The following is a 20,512-nucleotide window of genomic DNA, read 5'->3' on the forward strand; positions in this document are numbered from 1 at the left end:
GGTCGGTCACTAGGCGGCGCCCGCTCGCAGCCCATCGACGATCCGACGCGACGCGGCCCTCTCGATGGCGGAGCCCGTCAGCTCCGGTCCGTCAACGGCGACGCCGATGTCGAGCTCATTCACGAGGCGTGCGATCTCTGTCTGGTGGTCGTCGACGTGCTCGCGGCGGTGAGCGCGGCGCACCGCTTGGACCGGATAGATGCCCATCCCGAGCAGCTCGAGGAGCGTGCCGACGCCGGCGTGCGTGACGACCGCATCCGCCTCGAGCGCGGTGCGCGCGAAGTCATCGGGAGACATGTACTGGTGGACGGTGCCCGGGAGGGAGTCGCTGCGATCCGTATCGCCCAGCTGCCACACCGTCTCGTCGTTCGCGTAACCGGTCCGAAGCATGGCGTCGACGACGGAGTCGAAGCGGTACCCCCGGATGGTACCGAGCGTGACGAACACCTTCCTCGGAACGGCCCTCGTCGCCGCAGGGACGCTGCGGAAGTCCGAGAGGACGCTATGCGCCGGCGCCCACCGTCCGCGGCTCCACTGCGGGTGAGGAGTGCGAAGGCGTACGCCGGGGACGAGTTCGAGGATGCGCCCCGTCGATGAGGGGCCGTGGACGCGGGAGACGCTCTCCACGTACGTCGCAGGAACGCCTGCCAGCACAGCGAGGGGAAGGGCTGCCACCGCCACAGCGGCGCCGGTGCTAACGGCGACCTCGAACGACTCGGCTTGGAGCGCACGGCGCAGAACCGGCATGGCGCGGAGCGTGCCTTTGAGGTCGCGAGGGCCGATATACGGAAGCGCGATCATGCGCCGGCCCTCCAGCAGCTCGCGACTCTGCGGTGTGTCGAAGGTCACCCAGAGGGACTCGGGATTCACACCGAGCTGCGCCTCGAGGCGGATGAGCTCTGACAGATGGCCGCCCGTCGAGCAGACGAGTAGGGCCTTTGCGCCCATCGGCGCGATCGAATCCGTCAGCATGCCTTCTCCTCGCCCGCAGAACATCGTAGGCCTCGGCACGCCGTCGGCGAGTCCTCCTCTTTATGACCAAGGCTAGTAGGGCAAGCCGTCGGTGCACAGTGGCTTGACGTGACCTTTTACCCGCCCGAAACGACCGTTAACGGCTCGTTCACGCGCCTAGACCCATGACATAGTTGGATGCTTACAGGTTAGGGGAAAAATATGGGGACTGTTAATCGAGGACTTCCGTCGACATCGCCGATGGTGTCGCGACGCGGATTCATCACGCTCGCCACGGGCGGTGTAGGCGCGCTGGCGCTCACCGCTGCCACCGGAGTGCCGGCGTTCGCCGAGTCGACTCCTACGCCCAAGCTGCCGGGCGAGTACTTCCGCAAGCCGAACCAGTTGACGGCTGCCGGCACGCTTTTCGACAACATCTGCGTGCGCATCAATGGCGATGTGGCGCGCATCCACGTCCCCCAGACGGTCAAGCCGTTCAGTGGCCAGGCGGTGCCGGTCGTGTGGTTCTACCACGGCGGCTCGAGCGATCACAACGCGCTCGACGGCGGCTTCAAACTGGTCTCCGCGGCCGTCGTCGACCACGGATGGGTGGCGATCTGCCAGACGGCGGGCGGCAACCTCTACTCGCATCCCACTGCCACCGCGCTTCAAGTCGCCGGCTATCAGTACATGAGCCAGACCTTCACAGTCAAAACCAACGTCCTGCGAGCGACCTCCGCCGGCGGCGCGCTCGCGACGGAGACTTACGCATCGAAGCTCATCCCATCGATTGCCGGAATGTACAGCGTGAACGGAACGTACGACATACGCGCTCACTACGACTCGGGCGGCCGGGCTCGCGACTCGGTCATCGCCGCCTTCGGGGACGACCCTGGCGCGATCGACGCAGCCAATCCCGCCCGTCACTCCGCTGCAGCGTGGGCCGGATCGACGATGCGTATCGTCGTGTCGCAGCCCAGCGAGACCGATCTGACCGTCCCGCCGGACGATCACGGGCTCGCGCTCCTTGCACTCGCCAGCCCCGTTGCCGCCGAGGCGACGATGCGTGCCCACACGAACGGCCACTCGACCCCCGGTTTCGCCCTCCCGGACTTCATCGCGTCGATGGAGCGGTGGGTCGGCGCCTCGTCCGGCGGCGACCGCACTCCGCCATCGGCGGCCATCGTCGCGCCCGTCAACGGTGCAGTGCTCAAGGGCTACGCCACGGTGACCGTCAACGCCACCGACAACGTGGGCGTGGTCGATGTCGGCATCTACCACGGTGAGTCCCGGCTCCTGACTCTGACCAAGCAGTCTGCGACACAGTGGGGCGCACGGATCTGGACGGTAGGGCCCCGGACTCCGAACGGCGATTACGTCGTGACGGCGCGCGCCACCGATGCGGCAGGCAATGTCGGTATCAGTTCGCCGATCAAGGTGAAGATCGCCAACTGAGTGCGGGCGTCTCGGCCCGCCGGTGGGCGCTTCAGCCTGCCGGCGGGTCGTCTTGGGGGTGCGTCGGTCGTGACAGGTGTGCCTCGATGACCGAGGCCTGCGACAGGGCGGTGTCGATGCCGACCGGCGAGAGGGGGCGCGGGTCGCTGCTCACGTACGCCAGAAGTGTGCCCACCTGCGTCGTGGAACTCGCGGCGAAGTACGTCACATCGAGCTCGTACTCGTCGGCGAGCGAGTAGAACTGATCGAAGAGCTCGTTCCACCCTGCGGCGTCCGCATCCGACTGGGCTCCGTTCGCGCCACCGGACGGCCATCCCACTTCCCCGACGGAGCATCTCACAGCCCACGCGCGGCACCAGTCGCCGAACGTCCGCAACCGGTCGAGCACGGGCGAGTAGTCCGTGCCGGGAACGAAGCCGGCGCCACGCTCGTTCGCGTAGAAGTGCTCCGAGTACATGACCTTGTCGAGAGGATCGATGACCCAGGGGCCCTGCCGTGCGATGGCCGCCAGTCGCCCACGTTTATCGCTCAGGATCCCCTCGACCCAGATGACGTGGTCATCGCCTGTGGAGCGGATGGCATCCACCGCGACCTGCGCGTATCGCTTGTACGTCTGCACGCCTACGGACCAGCGCGGCTCGTTGAAGATGTCGTACGCGGCGACCCGCTCATCGTCGCGGAACCGTTCGGCTATGGTCTGCCAGAGGTTGGTCACGTGCGCCTCGGTGATACCGTCGCCGCATCGGAGGCTCCCCTCGACGAAATCTCCGGCGCCCCACGGATACGTGCATCCGTTGTGAAGGTCGATGATGGTCCGGATGCCTGCATTCGCTGCTCGGTTCACCTGCTCGGCGACCACCTCGAGGTAGGCGGCGTCGATGGGCTGCTGAAGCCCGTCCGCGGCGTCGCCGCCCGGCGGGATCTCCTGGAGCCGTTGCCATGGCACGGCAAGGCGGATGATCGACACCCCGCGGGACGCGAGGAAGGCATAGCTCGAAGCGGGTTCCCCGAGAGTGGAGAGGTCGTCCTGCTTGCCGGCGAAGATGAGGCTGTAGATGTTCACCCCACGCAGGTAGTCGTGACCGTCGAGGTAACTTCCATCGCCGAATCGAAGTGTCTCGTCGACGCTGCGGGATCCGACGGCCCTCCCGCCGGAGGGATCGGTGCTTGTGGGCCGGGGAGTGGGCCGTGCCTGCTCCCCGGAGCCGCCGAGGAGAAGATCCCCGGTGGAGCTCGGCCAGAGCATCAATCCGACAGTCATCGCGATCGCAGCAGTGACGGCCAGCAGCACCGTCGCGCGAACTCCTATGCGTTTCCTAGCGCTCCGCAAGGCCATGGCCGTACTGCACGGCGCGTTCGAGGAGCGCGCCGCTGAATCGAGGGGTGAAGCGATCGATCCAGCCGCCGACGTCCGTGACCTTGATCTTCGATGCGCGCTCGACGGCGTCGGCAACGGAGAGCGGGTGGTCATCGAGGGCGAGCTCGCCCGTGACGCCCGGAATGATCGCATCAGCGACGCCCAGTGCCGTCGAGATCGCCGTCGCCGGCACGGCGCGTGAGGTCGCCTGGACCAGGTCCGCGCCGACGCCTTCGCTGCGGGACGGGAGGACCACGACCGATCCCGCGGGAAGCCGCCAGTCGTCCTCGCCGACATCGTGGCGGATCGAGAACGGAACCCCGAGAGTGTCGGCCAGCGTGCGGAGAGCGGCTTCGCGTGGGCCTCCGCGCAATGACAGCACCTCGCTCCGGATGCCGCGATCGCCGAGGGACTTCGCGGCGTGCACGACGACATCGGCGTCGGTGCGCGCCGTCAGCTCGCACGTCAGCACGAGGTGGATCGGACCGTCCCCCTCCGGCGGGCCGGCGAACGTGGCGTCCTCCCGGCTCTGCGCGAGAACGGGTCGCGGCACGACGAGGCTCCGGCTGGCGGGCACCCCGAACGCCGCGGTGAGCTCTGCAGCGATCGGATGCGAGGCGGAGATCGCTAGGTCCGCGCGTCGATAGGCTCGGCGGGCGTCGCGCACTTGCCGGCGTCGGGTGCGCGACTCGGAATCGAGGAAGAGGCTCAGAGGGTTCTCCTCCGTGACAACCGCAAGCGGCGGCGATGAGTGCCCATTCATGGCCTCCAGCACGACGAGATTCGATTCCGTGCGCACCCCGACGACGGCGCCGAACGCACTCGAGCCGATCAGCGCGCTGACAGCGCTGATCTTGGCTTTGTGCCCGTGCACCGCGGCGTTCTCGGTCACGTCGACCGAAGAATGCAACGACGACGAGACCGGCCCGGCCAGCAGAGGGATCGCGGTCACGGCGTACCCGGCGTCTGCGAACCAACCCATCCACGCGATCGACGGGTCGTCGTCACCGTCGCGCAGCGACGTGACGACGAACGCTATCCTGCCCTTGTCTTTCGATGTCACCGAAGTTCCCCCTGTGCCTTCCACCCTAATGTCCCCGAGTTCGCCCTCTTCGCCGCCCATGACCCGGTCACCCACTAGTACGCCCCGGGATGGACGACGCGGCGAACCTCACGGGGCGCAGAACACGTTCGTGACGCCACCCGCCGCCGCATCCACCCAGTTGTCGCACGACACCTGCGAGCCCGACGACGGACTCTGGATCCAGAGGCTCGTGCCGGGGGTGCCGCTTCCCGAATTGTCCCGGAAGATGTTCCGGTAGCCCCAGTTCCCGTCGCTCGAGACGAACGACGCGTACCCGTGCTTCACGGCGTTCTGGCCGGAGTTGCCGCTGATGTACCAGTCGTTGCCCGTCACCATGATCCAGGCGTTGGCGTTCGAGCCAGAGCTGTGCCCGATGACCGTGTTGTGAAGGATCGAGCCGTCGGAAGTGCCTTCCTTGGCCTCGATCCCCTCAGCACCCGTTGCCTTGACCGTGTTGAGCGCAACGGTGTTCCGATCCGAGCGGTCGGGCTGGCCGTTGGTCACCTCGGCCCATCGGCGTCCCGACGTACCGATGTAGATCCCCTCACCGTATGGCCGGTTCACGAGACCTGTTCGCTCCACGAGGTTGCCCACGACGTAGCTGTCGGTGGTGTGCCCGTAGAGATGGATGCCTTCGTTCCCCGTGTCGCGGACATGCAGGTCGGTGATCGCAACGTCGTTGCCGTACTTGACCATGACTCCCGCCAGGGCATTGGTCACCGTGAACCCGGTGACACGTGCATGACTGGCTGTGCCCAGGCGCATCGCGGTTCCCGAGAATTCCGAATCACCCTGTACCACGGCGGTCCTGGGCCCGCAGACCCAGATCGGAGCGGTCGCCGTTCCCGACGCCGTCAGTGCGAAACCGCCCCTGTAGGTGCCGGCGGCGAGGTGAATGACGGTGCCCGGACGTGCCGCAGCGAGGGCATTCGTAAGCTCACTGGCAGTGTGCACGCGGACTGTGGCGGCAGGGCAGTCCTCGATCCGGATCGGCAGGGACCTCACAGCGGGAGGTGATGTCTTCCTTCCGACCACGAAGGAGTCATGGTGCGTGATCGTGCCGCTTGAGTTCGCGTTCGACAAACCTGTCCCGGCGATCCGGATCGTGTGGATGTCGCCGTTGAGCCCGTCAGCCGTGAACGCCCGGATCTTCGTCGTCCTCGTACCCGAGTAGTTGTCGACGCGCTTCTGCCTGACGTCGTCCAGGTACACGTCGACGATGCCACCCGAGGTCGAGTTCCACGTGTACCAGGTGATGCTCGATCCACGGAACGTCAGAGTGGCCGAGGCCTTCCCGTCGGCGTAGCGGATGGCGCCGCCGCTCGAGCCGCCGGACTCGAGCGAGGCCCATGAGCCCGTGTACACGGTCGCACTCGAGGACTCTTCGTACGTCGCCGGTCCGACGATCGTGGCGGCGGAGGCGGGTCCCGCCTGAGTGACTCCTCCGAGGATCAGCAGTGCTGTGAGGGCGAGTGCGGTCTTCCGGTCGGCGCCTGGGCGTCGCATGTTTCCTCCGTGAATTGTCGATTCGGTCCCCAGACGTCAGTTGGGGGCTTCTTCGCAACCCACTTGACAAGTATGGTCCCAAGCGCTGTGTAGGCGAAAGAGCCAGGGACGGACGCGCACGCAGCCGAAACACAACGTCACGCGAACGTCACACGAACGTCACAAATCCAGCTATCTGTCAGCGGCTCGCAGCAGGGCGCGGTGAGCGGCGAGCGAACTCTTGGCGGTGAGCGCCAGCGCGAGGCGACGCGCGTCTCGCCGCTTCGCGAAGAGGGCTATGTCGGACCACGAGAGCTCGGATCGCCGATCAGCCAGGTGGCGTCGGCGCTCATTGTCAGGATAGGACGCGAGAAGAGCGTCCTTTATGCCCGACAGTTGGATGTAGCGGGCGCGGAAGTACCGGTAATCGTCCGTATCGACGAGTCCGATTCGGTCCGCGTCCGAGCGGATGCGGGAATCGATGAGTCTGAGCGACTCCGCCCGCGCCGAGGTCGAGGTGATGACGGAGCCTTGCCGGAGACGGTATTCGTACACCGGCTGATCGGTGAATCGCACCGACCTGGCGTACGACAGGGCATCCGCCACCATGATGAGGTCGGACTGCACCCGGGCGGGCGCGAACGACGCCTGAGCCATCACTTCGCGGCGGAACAGCTTGTTCCACAGGTGACCGGTGATCTCGCCGCGCAACAGCATCGCGAACGCGCCGGCGCCGTCCACGCCAGGGCTTCGGGGCGCGCGCAGGGGGCGTCGAGAGCCGTCCTGATAGTGGAACTCGGCATCGGCTACGACGATATCTGCGCCCTCTGCGGCGGCGACCAGCGTCTTGAGCGCGGACTCGGGCCAAGAGTCGTCCGCATCGACGAACCACAGGTACTCGCCGGTGCTCTCGGCGACCGCGCGTTCGCGGGCTCGGGCGACGCCACCGTTCTCGGGAAGGATGATCGCCCGGACGCGAGGCTCGGCGTCGGCGAGAGCCCTCGCCACGTCGGCCGTCGCATCGCCGGAGCCGTCTTCCACGAGGACGATCTCGAAGTTCTCGTACCGCTGGCGCGAGAGCCGCTCGACGCACACAGGCAAGAAGTCGGCGACGCGGTAGGCGGGGATGATGACGCTGACCTTCGGCGCGCTCACACCAGAGCTCCCTTTGCCTCCAGGCGCTGTCGCAGCTCACCCGTCACCGCTTCCAGTCGGGAGCGAGCCTCCACGACCGATTCGATGATCTCAGCGCGCCGTGCCAGTGCATCGCGCACGACGTCATTCAGCGCGGCTTCGTCCGGGATGCTTCGGCCGACGCTGGTGCGGTCGATCCCCACCGAGGTGAGGGTTCGCGTGACTTTGTCCATGCGTCCCGTGCTGAGAGCGATGGGGATAGCCCCCTCGGTGGCAGCGATCACGGCGCCGTGCAGCCGATCGGTGAGCACGAGCGCGGACTCGCGGTAGATTCCCCGCAGCCTCTCCTCCTGCCGCGCGTGATCGTCGTCGAGCCAGGTCAGTGCCTCGCAGCCGAGCCGCTGCGCAAGATCGAGTGTCACGGGACCGTCGCGCTCGATCTGCGCGACGACGATGGGCTCGAGCGCGAGCCTGTCGGCGAGGGTGCGGACCTTCCGGACCCACTCGTCATCCAGACGGTCCCGGGCTGCGTGGTCGAGGCTCTGTCGAACCGCTATCGCCATCCGCGGCCGAGGGGCGTCGGCATCTCGCAGCACCTCAGCGGATGATCCGAGGGCGAACGCCCAGTCGGGGCTGACGGACCCGAAACCCATGATCGCGCGGCTGTCGGCGTCGCGCCACGAGACCAGGTCGCAGAGCCGGACGATGGCGCCGATCGGCTTGCGCCACGCAGTCGATTCCCGCACGCCCACGCCGAGGTGCACCGCCGTGCCGCCGCGGACCTTGTTGACCACCAGCAGCGGCGCGAGCTTGAGGTAGCGCTTGGCGAAGGCCCGGTCGACCTCTCGTTCCCCCGTGTCGAAGGCGTAGACACCGCCTTTCATCAGGTCACGCGAAACGACCGATCGCCACTCGCCGTTGTCACGCACGGCGACGTCGTCCGAGTGCAGCCCCAGACCGCTGATGTACGAGTCGGGCTTGCCCCCGACGAAGACGCGCAATGGCGCGATCGTACGCAGGTGGTCGAGGAACCCGCGCCGGAGCACCGTGTCGCCGACGTTGTCCGTCTGTCCTACGGCTGAAACAAGGATCCTCACGCGGTCGGGCCTTTCTGCCGGTGTCCGTCAAGGTGATTCGAGATAGCCCGTTCGAGAGCGACCGTGAGCAGCCTGCCGCTCTCGTCTGTGGAGAAGCGCCGGGTCCAGTCGCCGACGTGGTGCATGGGAGTGTCGCGCGCGGCGAGAACGGCATCGGCGAGCGCCTCCGGAGTGCCTACAAGCGCCAGCTGCCCGCTGAAGCCCGGGATCAGGGCGTCCGCGACGCCGAAGGCATTCGACACTGCGACGCTGGGGATTCCCGCGTAGGCGGCTTCGACGAGCACGTTGCCGAATCCCTCTCGGTACGAAGGAAGGACGGCTACTGCGCCTGGAGGAGTGGCAGCGACCCAGTCGGGAACCCACCCAGGCGCCTCGAGCGGAACGCCGTGGGACTCGGCGTCTGCCGCCAGCCCTGTCATGCCACTCTGAGTTCCGAAGCACAGGATGCGCGCATCGATGCCTCGTTCGCGGAGGACGGCGGCCGCCGCGACGGCGAGCCCGACCCGCTTCTGCGGCACCAGTCGCATGGGCAGCGTAAGGCGCACGGGTTCGTCGCCGGTCGGTACGGGACGAACGAGCGAGCTGCGTGCCTCCGCGCGCTGACCGGCGGGATTGGGCACCGTCACAACGCGCGATCCGGGTACTCGATAGACGCTCACGAGCTCGGCGGCGACCGAGTGCGAGACGGCGATCGCGAGGTCGGCGCGACGGTAGAAGCGCAGGGCGAGCATCCGCTTGATGCGATCAGGAAGGCGCATCGGCTCGCCTTCGCGACTTGTGATGTTCCGCTCCGACACGATCAGCGCGGGGCGTCGCCTGCCCATGCAGGCAGCCAGAGCGAGAAGATTCGGCCACGACTGGATCGCGAGGACCACGTCCGTGGGCTCGCCGAGGAGGACCTTGCGAAGCGAGCGGATCGCCCGAGCAGGATTCCGTCCGTCGAGCGGGATGTGCCGCACCCCTTTCGGCGCCTCGCCGTTGTCGTGGATGGTGGTCGTGGCAAGCCGCACATCGAAACCGTGCGACGCGAGCCAGTCGGCCCAGGTGCGCGCAACGAACTCCGCGCCGCCGCCCGCGAACGACGTCGTCACGATCAGGATGCGAGTCGAGTCGTGCCCCCGGCTCACGAGCGCGCGGGCCGCAGGTCGCGGTACGCCGCCGTCGAAACGTCGGCGTCCGCGCCGGACCGTGCCGCATCGAGCACAACGACACCCAGCACCGAGGCATCCACGCCCTCGAGCGTGGTCTTCGCCGCCTGGAGCTGTGTAGGCGTGACACTGCCCGAGGTGACCGCGAGGAGGACGCTCTTCGCCGCGGACGCCGCGAAGAGCGTGTCGCTCAGCGGAAGCACGGGCGCCGAGTCGATCAAGACGATGTCATACGAGGCGGCGACCTCTCGGACGACGCTCGAGAAGCGAGCACCGGCGATGAGCTCGGCCGGGCTGTCCGTCGTCGTACCCGCCGGCAGCACGCCGATCCCGTTCACCTGCGTGATCGCGTCGCTCGCCGTCGCCGTCCCGGACAGGCACTGCGCAAGACCCGGACCATCGAGCCCGAGCGATGACGAGATCGAGCCGGAACGCAGGTTCGCGTCGATGATGGCTACCCGGGCGCCGAACTCCTTGAGCGTCAGCGCGAGATTGCTGGTGAGAGCCGACGAACGGTCCCGTGGCGTTGCAGCGGCCACCGCCACGACGCTGAGGTCCGCATCCGTCGAGTGGGCGAGTGTGGCTGCGATCGTACGGTACGACTCCGCGATCGCGCTCAGGGGATCGTCGAGCACGACGGTCGGCGAGTCGGACTTGGCGCCCACCGGGACGCTGCCGATGGCGCGCAGCGAACCGGACTCGGACGCAAGATCCGAGCCGTTGTAGATCTTGCGGTCGCGAAGCGCTGCGATCGCGATCCAGAGGATGCCCAGGGCGAAGCCGACGAACATGCCGAGTGCGATGTTCACCAGGAGATTGGGGGATGACGGGTCCTCGGAGGGCACCGGCTCCTCGAGCGACTCGATCCGCAGGGGCGGTACGCCTCCCGCCGTCGGCGTCTCCAGTTCGAGGACGACGTCGGAGAACGACGAGACCACGGCAGCCGACAATGCGGCTGCGTCATCGGCGTTGGGTGCAACGGCGGTGATCTGGAGCACTGCGCTGTTCACCGGAACCATGACGGTGATATCGCGGGCCAGCTCGTCCGCCGTCGTGTCGAGGTTGAGCTCATTGATCACTTCGTCGAGCACACGCTGCGACTTCGCGACCTCGGTGTAGGAGTACACCTTCTGGATGGCGAAGTTGTTCGCCTGTACGAGCTCTGAAGAATCAGCGCCGGCGGGCGCGTCGAACGCCACGAAGATCTGGCTCGTCGATTCGTACTGGGGAGTCATCAGCATGGTGGCCGCTGCTCCCGCCGCTCCGCCGAGGACGGTCAGGCCGACCACGACCCACCACCACTTTCGAAGAGCGCGGACAAGTGTCGTGGGGCTCATTGGCATTATCCGTTTCGCTTGATTCATGTCGTTCGTGGCGTGGAACCGAGGCTGCCTGCGGTCATCACGAGGGCGAAGTCACCGGGACGGTGCTGCGCTTACGTCCACGCTAGCCTCGCATTGTTGCGAGAGTGTTGCGACCGATGAGCGGCTGATGACGTTATGGCGACATCCGGTCGACGAGAAAGTCCCTGATCTGGACTCTCGATCCATTGTCTATGAGTTGCAGACCGTGCCGCTCGCCGTCGACGACGAGAAGCGTCACGTCGGCGCCGGCTTCGCGCATCGCCTGTTCGAGGGCCTCCGCCTGCTCGACAGGAATCACGTCCTCTGATCCGTGCACCAGCAGTGTCGGAGTGTCGGCGGGAACGTTGAACCGGGGCGAGGCGGTGACGGCCTGCGGGCAATCGTCGATGTCGTCGCACCCCAGGTATGAGAGGACGACCTCCTCGAGGGAGGGGTCAGGGTCACCCAGTGCGAGCGCCTCGGAGGTGAGGTCCCCGGCGGCCGACAGCGTCACCACCGCCGACACCGGCGACCCTGACTTCGCGAGTGCATCGGCGGCGGTCAGGGCGATGATCCCACCTGCGGAACTTCCCAGGAGCGCGATGTCGCCCGAGAGGTTGAAGCGGTCCGTCTGAGCTGTTTCGCGCAGCCAATCGACCGCTGTGGCGGTGTCCTCCGCCTGAGCGGGGAAGCTGGCCGGCAGCAGTCGGTAATCGATCGCGAAGGCGGCCAAGCCATCTTTTGCCAGCTCGCCGCACAGGCTGAGCATGTTGGAGCGGCTGCCCTCCTGGAAGGCGCCGCCGTGGATCAGGATCACCGCGGGGAACGGCCCCGCGGAGTCGTCTTTAGGAATGCAGGCATCCAGATCGAGGTCTTTCCCGTCAACCTGTTCGTACGCGATGGACTTCTCCACGTCGACGGTCACGCCGCCCGTGGTCGTCGCTCCCGGCGCGGGCGGCGAGCTCTGGCACCCCGCGAGGAGCACGGCGCTCACCAGCGCGACGAACCCGAGTAACAACCGGGTCCTCATCGGCGCCCACGATCCTTGGCGCCGGCGATCGCGTCGTGGTACACATCGCGGTGCAGCCGGCCGATCGCGACCCAATCGCGTCCGTCCAGCTTCGGACGTTCCTCCGAGCCCAGCTCGTCCGCGGCCGCCAACGCGCTCATCAGCACCTCCTCCGTGAGGTCTCCGTCGTACTGACGGACCCACGCGTCACCCACCTCGTCGGCAAGGGCGGAGTTGGATGGCGTGCGCGGGACCAGGATGGGCCGGTCGAGCGAGAGCGCCACGAGCGCGGCGCCGGAGTTGTGCATCTCGGCGTAGGGCAGAACCACCAGCGAGGCGGCGGTGATTTCACGGACCAGCACGTCGTCGTCGACGAATTCGAGCCGGCCCGACACTGCCTGGTGGGAGTTGATGAGTGCGCTGATGCCCTCCCGCAGCTCGCGGCCAGGAGATCCGACGATGCGCAGAGACGTTCCGGGGCGCTCGCGGCGCGCATAGAGCTCGATGAGCTTGTCGACGTTCTTGTACGGGCGGATCAGCCCGAAGTAGAGGATCCGGCCCTTCTCGCGCTCTGAGCGCGGGTGATGCGCGAACCGATCCCTGTAGTGCCCGTGGAGGATGGTCACGCCGTGCATCTGCGGCTCGAGCTGGGTCGTCGGGTTCAGCTTGATGAACACCGCCGTCCGGCGGTCGATCGCGTTCAGGAGCCGGCGCTCCGCGCGGCCGCCGTCCTCGTGGGGGTGCAGGTTGTGCACCGTGCGGACGATCGGGATGCGCCGCATCCGTGTCATCAGCAGGGTCGCCCGCATCGCCTGCCGCTTGCCGACCCGCTTCGAGAGCCGCTGGTCCCGCGTGAGGAACTCCGGCCAGTGCAGGTGCAGCACGTCGTAGTCGCCCTTGAGGGCCTTCTTCCAGGAGAAGTAGCGCACTTCGACGTCGTCCGGCGCCCCCTCGGTCATCTGATCGATGAATCTCGTCCGGCCATCGGGCGGGGCCAGGGAGTGCAGCACTCGAATTCGGTTCTGGGTCATCTGGAGCATCCTTCTGCAAAGGCCGTCAGATCGTCCGCATCCGGGCTGTCGCCGACTGCTGCTGTAACGGATGAGACGGTCTGACCGGAGGCTTCGAGCGCCGAGACGAAGGCGTTGGCATCCTCGGCGAGCAGGGGCGGACCATCGGGCACCACGACACGATACGTCATCCCGCTGGGCAGTGACTCAACGAGGAGAATCGGGTTGTCATCGGCACCGGGCTCTCGTCCCCAGGCATCCGCGATCCGGGGGCCGATCGCTTGGTTCTCGCCGACGAGCGCGGCGAGGTCGGTCAACGGCGCGGCGGCGTAGAAGCAGGTCACGCCTAGGTCGGGGTATCGAGCGAGCGTCGTGAGACCCGTCGTCGCGCCCATCCCGACGCCCGCGAGCAGCGCCGGCACCGGCCCGGCGGTCTCGACCGCCCACGCCTTCAACTGAGACAGCCCCTCGCTGGCGGCGGTCGAACCCCAGCTCTCGCCCCCGAGCACCCCCGTGGCGACGGCCCACCCGCTCCCGCGGAGTTCCTCCGCGGCACGCGTATCCAGCAGCGCCCGCGCGTCGTCCGTCGCGTCGGGCAGCAGGATCGCGATTCCGGCCGGTTCGCCCTGCGGCATCGCCAGCCACGCCGTTCCGCTCGGCAGGGTCGTCTCCTGGACCTCCGGCACCGCGGGCTCTGTCGTCTCGACGGTGTCCGCGGCCGGCGGAGTGATGGTCCGCGCGGGCGCCGTGGTATCCGAAATCGAAAAGGCGACGACGAGGATGATCGCGGCGCCGAGAAGCAGCCCGATGAACGCGCATACCGCGATCACGCGGTGGCGGCGCCTGATGCGGGCGGGCGTGGCGTCGGTCGGCGCGATCAGTCGCGAGGCGGTCGGGCCGCCGGGCTTGGAAGTCGGGTGCACCGTCCCGACCCTATCCCGCGGAGGTTTCGCAGGCGTTAACGGGCAGCGTCGCGAGTGGCGTTCCGACGGATGCCTCCGCCCGCTACTCGGCGGGCATCGGGAGCAGGTCCCCAACGATCGAGTCGACGCGCTCGCGGTAGGTGGACCCCTTCATGTCCGCTGCGGCGGGCCACTCCCGCATCCGGGTGACGAAGTCATCCCACGTGGACACCACGCGAGCCGGAACGCCGGCGACGACGCTGCCCGAGGGCACCGACCGGGTCACGACCGATCCGGCGCCGACGACGACGCGGTCACCGATCTCGACGCCCGGCATGATCGTCGCGCCGGCTCCGATGAACACGTCGCTCCCGATGCGGATGGGCGCGTACCGGTAGCGGCGGCCGCGCTCGTCGTTCAGGATCCATCCGGAGCCATCGTGCGTGACGAGCGAGACGCGACTGCTGACCGTGACTCGGTCGCCGATCGACACCAGCCACGGCTCGCTGGTGGCGACGTTGGAGAGGATGCGGCATCCGGTTCCGATCCGCACGCCTTCGCGTCTCGCCCAGCGCTCCCACCCGAGCTGCCGTTGCCTGATGCCACGAATCACCTTGCCCATCGCACTCCTCCCGGGTCACCCTCACGGCGTCCCGTTCACCGTACTCTTGCTCGAGGCGGCGACATCCTCGTTTCGGGCATTGAGCCCGACCTGACGCGGAGAATTTACACGGGCGAGCACTTCAGGTTCACACACGGCGGCTATCGTCGAATTGCACGCGCGATCGACGCTTTCCGGGATCGGTCGCGGGCCCGCGGCCAATCCCCGAACGCACGGGAATTGGGTCCGGCAGACTCGTGAAGGCCCCGGGTGAAGGAGTTCGTATGCGCATCGTGAGTGACATTTCGTACGGAAAAATCGTCGACGCCGTCGACCCCGCGCCGGGCGCACGGGGCGGTGTCGCGTCGTCGCTGCGCCTGTTCCGGGCGTCGAAGAGCGCCGACGCGATCTTCACCAACGAGGGCAAATGCACTCGACCGGGACTGATCGTGCTTGCCCTTCTCCTCTGGGTGTCGCGTCGCCGCAAGCTCGTGCTCTCGGAGTTCCTCCCGGGACATCTGACGGGGCTGAACGGCCGGGTCGTCACCGCCGCCTACCGTTTGCTGCTGCCCCGCGTCCTGCTGGCCGCACAAGTGATGACGCAATGGGAGCGGGACGATTATGCGGTGCGGTACGGGATTCCTCTCGAGCGCCTCAAGCTGATCCCGTTCTACTCCTACGACGATCGAGTCGAGCCGGAACCTCTCGCCTGGGATGCCAAGGAGCGCCACGGATATCTGTCGACCGGAAAGAACTCCTGTGACTGGGAGACGCTGATCGCGGCCGCGCAAGACGAGGACTGGCCGCTCACGATCGTGTGCCGCGGAAGCGAGCGCAAGAAGTATGAAGATGACGCGGCGGCCGCCGGGGTGACGATACGCAGCGACATCCCTCGAGCGGAGCATGACGAGCTGCTCGCATCCTCGGCGCTGCTCATCATGGCGCTCAAGGATCGTGCTGTCAGCGCCGGCCACGTCCGGCTGATGACGGCTGCCACGCACGGAGTGCCCGTGATCGCGAGCGAGATCCGGGGCATCGCCGGCTACGAGGAGCTGGCCGTCGCGATCGTGCCTCAACGCGACCCGGAGGCACTGCGGGCGTCCGTCGACGACCTGATGGGCAACCCCGACCACCTGGTGCGGGAGATGGAACGGGTTCGCGAGTATGCGCGTCGGCGACCGTACAGCGTGTACGAGGCGGAGATCGCCGCGCTGGTCGGCGACGCGGTACGCCAGCGGGCGTGATTCGAATTGCCGGTGTCGCAATGGCCGAGGTTCGTGGCAGACTGGACGAGCTTTCGCTGGTGCAAGGGCAAAGGTCTCTCGGAGGGGGCAGACCGGCGAAGGGCGACGTCACCGATATTCGTGCAGGCTCTCGGATATCGATGATTGTGCCGGTTGTAACAAGCCGGTAACCCATCGTTGGCAAAAGCCAGCCAAGATGCTTAATAGGAACCGTCTCTGGGGGGAGAAGGGGGTGAGCCTCCTGCCCGTCTGTCCATCCCCAGGGCCGAAGCTAATTCGGAAGTGGTGGTTATGGCAGTGACGATGGCAGTCGACAACGAGCGAGTCCGCGGCGGGTCGATCCCTCGGGTGGCTGCAGCGCCACGCCCGGCGCGGTGGGAGCGAAAGTACGTGCGCGCTCTGGTGAGCACCGACGTGCTCCTGCTCGCGACCGTGGGGACGGCGGTCATGCTGGCGGCGCCGCATCCCTCGGTCGTGGAGTCCACGCGGCTCGGCGTGACCATCCCTGTCGTGGGAATCGTCGCCGGCGTGGGAGCCGTCATCCTGGCGCTGCTCTCCCTCACTGGCAGCCGGGCGCCGCGGGTGGTGGGCGTCGGAAGCCAGGAGTATCGCGCCATCGTGCACGCGACGTTCCTCGCCTTCACGACGGTCGCGCTGCTCGCGTACATCCTCGGGATCGACGGCCTCCACTACATCCTTGCCTACGGCCTGGTGGCGACGACCGGCACACTCGTCTTGAGCCGGTGGGTCTGGCGACGGTGGCTGGTCGCCCAGCGCAGGCAGGGCAAGATGGCGAACCGCGTGCTGCTCGTGGGGTCAGAGGAGTCCGTCGCCGGTATCGCGCGGGATCTCCGGCGTAACCCGGCGGCCGGACTGCTGGTGGTGGGAGCGTGCACGCCGACGGGCCGAATCGCCGACGTCATCCCGGGCACCGACATCGCGGTTTCCGGTTCCGTGGACAACGTCATCCAGGCTCTTGCGCGGGTAGAGGCGGACACCGTGCTGATCACCAGCGCGAACGAGCTCAGCGCGGCGACGGTGCGAACCCTCAGCTGGGAGCTCGAGCCGGGGCGTCAGCACCTGATCCTGTCCCCGAGCCTGACGGACATCAGCGGGCCCCGCCTGCACGCGCGGCCGGTCGCGGGCCTCCCGCTCGTACACGTCGAGACGCCCCGGTACGAGGGCGGCAAGCTGCACGCCAAGCGCACTTTCGACATCCTGGCCGGGGCGGCCCTCCTCCTCCTGCTCTCGCCCGTTCTGATCGCCGTCGCGCTGGCGGTACGGTTCTCGAGCCCTGGTGGGATCTTCTTCCGTCAGGAGAGGGTGGGCCTCGGCGGGGAGCGGTTCAACATGCTGAAGTTCCGCTCCATGTACGTCGACGCGGAGGAGCGTCTCGCTGAGCTGGCCGAGGCGGAGCGTGACCGCGGCAACGACGTCATGTTCAAGATGAAGGACGATCCACGCGTCACGGGGATCGGACGGGTTCTGCGACGGTTCAGCCTGGACGAGCTGCCGCAGCTGATCAACGTGGTCCGCGGCGACATGGCTCTGGTCGGGCCGCGCCCGCCGCTCGAGCGCGAGGTGGAGCTGTACGCCGACACCGTACATCGCCGCTTCCTGGTGAAGCCTGGCATCACGGGGCTGTGGCAGGTCAGCGGGCGAAGCGACCTCAGTTGGGACGAGACGGTTCGCCTCGACCTGTTCTATGTCGAGAACTGGACGCTGACGGGCGACCTGACGATCCTCCTGAAGACCGTGCGGGCGGTGCTCAAGAGCCAGGGGGCTTACTAGCCGGTGCGAGCGATCGTGGCTCAGCCGCTGGTGTAGCCGGGATTGAACTCGTGGCGAAGCGTGTCCATCGCGTGCTCGTGCTCTCCCACGGCGGCCGCGCGCCCGAGCAGCACGGCGCTCGGAAGCGCCACGGCCATCCAGGTGGCGGTGGCGGCAAAGATCAGTACGAGGTTCATGTCGCTCTCCGTTGAGCCGGTGAATCGGTGCGGTGCGTGACGTCGGAACCCGTCTGGACCAAGACTAACAACGCGCGACCAGTTAACGGCAGGGGCAATATCAACCGATGTAGGCGCGCAGCGAGTCGAACATGCGGTTAATCGCTCTGCCGTATGTCGGATCCGCTGAAGCGGCATGCGCAATACCCCGCCGGTTTGGATGCCGCATCCGGATGCCGTAAGCTTGATCCTTGGTGCCCGCGCCCCTGCTGGCCGGTCACCGCGAACGTGAGCCCTCCACTGGTGTGTTTCGCCCTTCGCTCCTCGACAAGCTCGGGGACGGGGATGGAAACCCCCCGGAGCGGGATTCACGAACCTCTCCGTTCGAATCAAGAAAGCAGCACCATTGTGACGCGCACGTACACCCCCAAGGCTGGCGAAGCCCAGCGCGAGTGGCACATCATCGACGCAACAGACGTCGTGCTCGGCCGCCTCGCGAGCCACGCCGCCGTTCTCCTTCGCGGCAAGCACAAGCCGACCTTCGCCAACCACATGGACATGGGCGACTTCGTCATCATCATCAACGCCGACAAGGTCGCGCTGACGGGACAGAAGCTCCAGAAGAAGAAGGCCTACCGCCACTCGGGCTACCCGGGCGGCCTCAAATCGATCACCTACGAAGAGCTGCTCGCCAAGAACCCCGAGCGGGCCGTCGAGAAGGCCGTCCGCGGCATGCTCCCCAAGAACAGCCTTGGTGCCCAGCAGCTGCGCAAGCTCAAGGTCTACCGCGGCGCCGAGCACCCCCACGCTGCTCAGCTGCCCAAGACCTTCACCCTCGACCAGGTCGCCCAGTAAGCGCCTCCCAGACTGACTAAGGACACACTCGTGGCGAAGATCGAAGATTCCACCGACATCCCTCAGACGTTTACGACCGAGACCCCGGCCGACCAGGCCGTGGAAGCGGCCCCGCGTCCCGTTCTCAGCGTTCCCGGCGCAGCCGTCGGCCGTCGCAAGCAGGCCATCGCGCGCGTGCGCATCGTCCCCGGCTCCGGCGTCATCACGGTCAACGGCCGTTCGTTCGAGGACTACTTCCCCAACAAGCTGCACCAGCAGCTCGTCAAGGACCCCTTCACGGTGCTCAACCTCACCGACGCGTACGACGTCATCGCCCGCATCTCGGGTGGCGGCCCCTCCGGCCAGGCGGGCGCACTGCGCCTCGGCATCGCGCGCTCGCTGAACGGTATCGACGAAGAGAACAACCGCCCGACCCTGAAGAAGGCCGGCTTCCTCTCGCGCGACGCTCGCGTGAAGGAGCGCAAGAAGGCCGGTCTCAAGAAGGCCCGCAAGGCGCCTCAGTACTCCAAGCGCTAGTCGCGAAGGTTCCGATGCCGCTCTTTGGCACGGACGGTGTACGGGGGCTGGCCAACGGCCCCCTGACCGCCGACCTCGCACTCACCCTGGCCCAGGCGACCGCTGTCGTCCTGGGCCAGGGGCGTACCGCGGAGGCCCGTCGGGCCGCCGGCAAGCGCCTCACGGCCGTCGTCGCTCGCGATCCCCGCGTCTCGGGTGAGTTCCTCTCGGCCGCGGTGTCGGCCGGGCTGGCGTCATCCGGCGTCGACGTGCTCGACGCCGGCGTCCTTCCGACTCCAGCGGCCGCTTACCTGATCGCCGACATGGATGCCGACTTCGGCGTCATGGTGTCGGCGTCGCACAACCCCGCGCCGGACAACGGCATCAAGATCTTCGCTCGTGGCGGCGTCAAGCTCCCCGACGTGGTCGAGCAGCGCATCGAGGCCGCGCTCACTGCGCCCAAGCTGCAGCCGACCGGTGGGGGCGTGGGCCGCATCCGCCGATTCGCCGATGCGGAGGACCGCTACGTCGTGCACCTGCTCGGCTCGCTGCCGCACCGGCTCGATGGCCTGCACGTCGTGCTGGACTGCGCGCACGGTGCGGCATCCGGTGTGTCGCCCGAGACGTTCCGCGACGCCGGCGCACGCGTGACCGTCATCGGAGCGGACCCCGACGGCCTCAACATCAACGACGGCGTCGGCTCCACGCATCTCGACCAACTCGCCGTGGCGGTGCTGAAGCACCGCGCAGACGTCGGCATCGCGCACGACGGCGACGCGGATCGCTGCCTCGCGGTGGATGCCGCCGGTCGCGTCGTCGACGGCGACCAGATCATGGCGATCCTCGCGGTGGCGATGAAGAACCGCGGACATCTGGTGGAAGACACTCTCGTCGCCACCGTCATGAGCAACCTCGGCCTGCACGTCGCGATGCGGCAGCAGGGCATCCGTGTGCTGCAGACGGCCGTCGGCGACCGCTACGTGCTCGAGTCGATGAACCAGGGCGGCTACTCCCTCGGCGGCGAGCAGTCAGGCCACGTCATCATGAGCGAGTACGCGACCACGGGTGACGGCCTGCTCACGGGCCTGCACCTGATGGCGGAGATGGCACGCTCGGGCAAGAGCCTCGCCGAACTCGCGTCGGTCATGACCGTGTTCCCGCAGGTGCTCGTCAACGTCCGGGGCGTCGATCGCGCCGGCGTCGGCTCGGACGATGTGCTGGCCGCTGCGGTCGCCGACGTCGAGACCGAACTCGGCGACACGGGCCGGGTGCTGCTTCGCGCTTCGGGCACGGAGCCCCTCGTGCGGGTCATGGTAGAGGCGGCCGACGCGCACTCGGCGCAGTCCTACGCCGACCGCCTTGCCGACATCGTCAGCGACCGGCTCGCTCTCTAGGG

19 protein-coding genes are annotated in these 20,512 nt (G+C 67.5%); 6 read left to right on the forward strand and 13 right to left on the reverse strand.

Features of this window, described 5'->3' with window-relative positions:
- Positions 1-9: 9 nt before the first annotated feature.
- On the reverse strand, positions 10-972 hold the full coding sequence (locus tag ACPW96_RS17665; RefSeq protein WP_425823210.1) for a glycosyltransferase: 963 nt from the start codon (positions 970-972) through the stop codon (positions 10-12).
- A 240-nt stretch (positions 973-1,212) separates the two neighbouring features.
- On the opposite strand from ACPW96_RS17665, the gene ACPW96_RS17670 reads away from it, so the two are divergent.
- Complete coding sequence (locus ACPW96_RS17670; protein ID WP_425884572.1) at positions 1,213-2,406, forward strand: Ig-like domain-containing protein; 1,194 nt, start codon at positions 1,213-1,215, stop codon at positions 2,404-2,406.
- 31 nt (positions 2,407-2,437) lie between these two features.
- On the opposite strand, the gene ACPW96_RS17675 is transcribed toward ACPW96_RS17670, so the two are convergent.
- The 11 genes from ACPW96_RS17675 to ACPW96_RS17725 form a co-directional block, all read right to left on the reverse strand.
- Entirely contained in the window at positions 2,438-3,652 is a 1,215-nt protein-coding gene (locus ACPW96_RS17675; RefSeq protein ID WP_425884573.1) for a glycoside hydrolase family 5 protein, read from the reverse strand.
- Between the two features lie 70 nt (positions 3,653-3,722).
- Positions 3,723-4,826, reverse strand: a complete 1,104-nt coding sequence (locus ACPW96_RS17680; protein WP_425884574.1) for a glycosyltransferase — start codon at positions 4,824-4,826, stop codon at positions 3,723-3,725.
- Between the two features lie 108 nt (positions 4,827-4,934).
- Positions 4,935-6,353, reverse strand: coding sequence for a right-handed parallel beta-helix repeat-containing protein (locus tag ACPW96_RS17685; RefSeq protein WP_425884575.1), 1,419 nt, complete (start codon positions 6,351-6,353; stop codon positions 4,935-4,937).
- Between the two features lie 171 nt (positions 6,354-6,524).
- A complete protein-coding gene (locus ACPW96_RS17690; RefSeq protein WP_425884577.1) occupies positions 6,525-7,487 on the reverse strand; it encodes a glycosyltransferase family 2 protein in 963 nt (320 codons plus the stop codon).
- Positions 7,484-8,563: a polysaccharide pyruvyl transferase family protein gene (locus ACPW96_RS17695; protein ID WP_425823221.1), complete on the reverse strand. Its 1,080-nt coding sequence runs from the start codon at positions 8,561-8,563 to the stop codon at positions 7,484-7,486. Before ACPW96_RS17695 ends, ACPW96_RS17690 begins: the two co-directional genes overlap by 4 nt.
- On the reverse strand, positions 8,560-9,654 hold the full coding sequence (locus ACPW96_RS17700) for a glycosyltransferase (RefSeq protein WP_425823223.1): 1,095 nt from the start codon (positions 9,652-9,654) through the stop codon (positions 8,560-8,562). Before ACPW96_RS17700 ends, ACPW96_RS17695 begins: the two co-directional genes overlap by 4 nt.
- 32 nt (positions 9,655-9,686) lie before the next feature.
- Entirely contained in the window at positions 9,687-11,048 is a 1,362-nt protein-coding gene (locus ACPW96_RS17705; RefSeq protein ID WP_425884579.1) for a Wzz/FepE/Etk N-terminal domain-containing protein, read from the reverse strand.
- Positions 11,049-11,208: 160 nt separating this feature from the next.
- Positions 11,209-12,084: an alpha/beta hydrolase gene (locus ACPW96_RS17710; protein ID WP_425884580.1), complete on the reverse strand. Its 876-nt coding sequence runs from the start codon at positions 12,082-12,084 to the stop codon at positions 11,209-11,211.
- A complete protein-coding gene (locus tag ACPW96_RS17715) occupies positions 12,081-13,094 on the reverse strand; it encodes a hypothetical protein (protein ID WP_425884582.1) in 1,014 nt (337 codons plus the stop codon). The genes ACPW96_RS17710 and ACPW96_RS17715 overlap by 4 nt, the downstream gene beginning before the upstream one ends.
- Positions 13,091-13,996 carry a hypothetical protein gene (locus ACPW96_RS17720; RefSeq protein ID WP_425884584.1) on the reverse strand — a complete coding sequence of 302 codons (906 nt, stop codon included), beginning with the start codon at positions 13,994-13,996 and terminating at the stop codon, positions 13,091-13,093. The genes ACPW96_RS17715 and ACPW96_RS17720 overlap by 4 nt, the downstream gene beginning before the upstream one ends.
- Positions 13,997-14,078: 82 nt before the next feature.
- Positions 14,079-14,597, reverse strand: coding sequence for an acyltransferase (locus ACPW96_RS17725; RefSeq protein WP_425884586.1), 519 nt, complete (start codon positions 14,595-14,597; stop codon positions 14,079-14,081).
- 272 nt (positions 14,598-14,869) lie between these two features.
- On the opposite strand from ACPW96_RS17725, the gene ACPW96_RS17730 reads away from it, so the two are divergent.
- Positions 14,870-15,820 carry a glycosyltransferase gene (locus ACPW96_RS17730; protein WP_425884587.1) on the forward strand — a complete coding sequence of 317 codons (951 nt, stop codon included), beginning with the start codon at positions 14,870-14,872 and terminating at the stop codon, positions 15,818-15,820.
- A 303-nt stretch (positions 15,821-16,123) separates the two neighbouring features.
- Positions 16,124-17,611 carry a sugar transferase gene (locus tag ACPW96_RS17735; protein ID WP_425884588.1) on the forward strand — a complete coding sequence of 496 codons (1,488 nt, stop codon included), beginning with the start codon at positions 16,124-16,126 and terminating at the stop codon, positions 17,609-17,611.
- 20 nt (positions 17,612-17,631) lie between these two features.
- Here the strand turns inward: ACPW96_RS17735 and ACPW96_RS17740 are convergent, their stop codons facing one another.
- Entirely contained in the window at positions 17,632-17,787 is a 156-nt protein-coding gene (locus ACPW96_RS17740) for a hypothetical protein (RefSeq protein WP_425823239.1), read from the reverse strand.
- Positions 17,788-18,174: 387 nt separating this feature from the next.
- Between ACPW96_RS17740 and rplM the strand changes: the two genes are divergently transcribed.
- From rplM to glmM, 3 genes are read left to right on the forward strand one after another with little or no spacing between them, the layout of a single operon-like run.
- A complete protein-coding gene (rplM, locus tag ACPW96_RS17745; protein WP_425823241.1) occupies positions 18,175-18,621 on the forward strand; it encodes a 50S ribosomal protein L13 in 447 nt (148 codons plus the stop codon).
- 39 nt (positions 18,622-18,660) lie between these two features.
- Positions 18,661-19,137 carry a 30S ribosomal protein S9 gene (gene rpsI / locus ACPW96_RS17750; protein WP_425884609.1) on the forward strand — a complete coding sequence of 159 codons (477 nt, stop codon included), beginning with the start codon at positions 18,661-18,663 and terminating at the stop codon, positions 19,135-19,137.
- A gap of 14 nt (positions 19,138-19,151) precedes the next feature.
- Positions 19,152-20,510: a phosphoglucosamine mutase gene (glmM, locus tag ACPW96_RS17755; RefSeq protein WP_425884590.1), complete on the forward strand. Its 1,359-nt coding sequence runs from the start codon at positions 19,152-19,154 to the stop codon at positions 20,508-20,510.
- The last annotated feature ends 2 nt before the right edge of the window (positions 20,511-20,512 follow it).

Source organism: Micromonospora sp. DT81.3 (assembly GCF_049847225.1).
GTDB lineage: Bacteria > Actinomycetota > Actinomycetes > Actinomycetales > Microbacteriaceae > Microbacterium.

Excerpts from the sequence above, each read along its gene's own strand:
- ACPW96_RS17665 (WP_425823210.1), bottom strand. The coding sequence starts at position 972 with ATGCTGACGGATTCGATCGCGCCGATGGGCGCAAAGGCCCTACTCGTC.
- ACPW96_RS17670 (WP_425884572.1), top strand. The coding sequence starts at position 1,213 with ATGGTGTCGCGACGCGGATTCATCACGCTCGCCACGGGCGGTGTAGGC.
- ACPW96_RS17675 (WP_425884573.1), bottom strand. The coding sequence starts at position 3,652 with ATGCTCTGGCCGAGCTCCACCGGGGATCTTCTCCTCGGCGGCTCCGGG.
- ACPW96_RS17685 (WP_425884575.1), bottom strand. The coding sequence starts at position 6,353 with ATGCGACGCCCAGGCGCCGACCGGAAGACCGCACTCGCCCTCACAGCA.
- ACPW96_RS17705 (WP_425884579.1), bottom strand. The coding sequence starts at position 11,048 with ATGAGCCCCACGACACTTGTCCGCGCTCTTCGAAAGTGGTGGTGGGTC.
- ACPW96_RS17710 (WP_425884580.1), bottom strand. The coding sequence starts at position 12,084 with ATGAGGACCCGGTTGTTACTCGGGTTCGTCGCGCTGGTGAGCGCCGTG.
- ACPW96_RS17715 (WP_425884582.1), bottom strand. The coding sequence starts at position 13,094 with ATGACCCAGAACCGAATTCGAGTGCTGCACTCCCTGGCCCCGCCCGAT.
- ACPW96_RS17725 (WP_425884586.1), bottom strand. The coding sequence starts at position 14,597 with ATGGGCAAGGTGATTCGTGGCATCAGGCAACGGCAGCTCGGGTGGGAG.
- ACPW96_RS17735 (WP_425884588.1), top strand. The coding sequence starts at position 16,124 with ATGGCAGTCGACAACGAGCGAGTCCGCGGCGGGTCGATCCCTCGGGTG.
- ACPW96_RS17740 (WP_425823239.1), bottom strand. The coding sequence starts at position 17,787 with ATGAACCTCGTACTGATCTTTGCCGCCACCGCCACCTGGATGGCCGTG.
- glmM (WP_425884590.1), top strand. The coding sequence starts at position 19,152 with ATGCCGCTCTTTGGCACGGACGGTGTACGGGGGCTGGCCAACGGCCCC.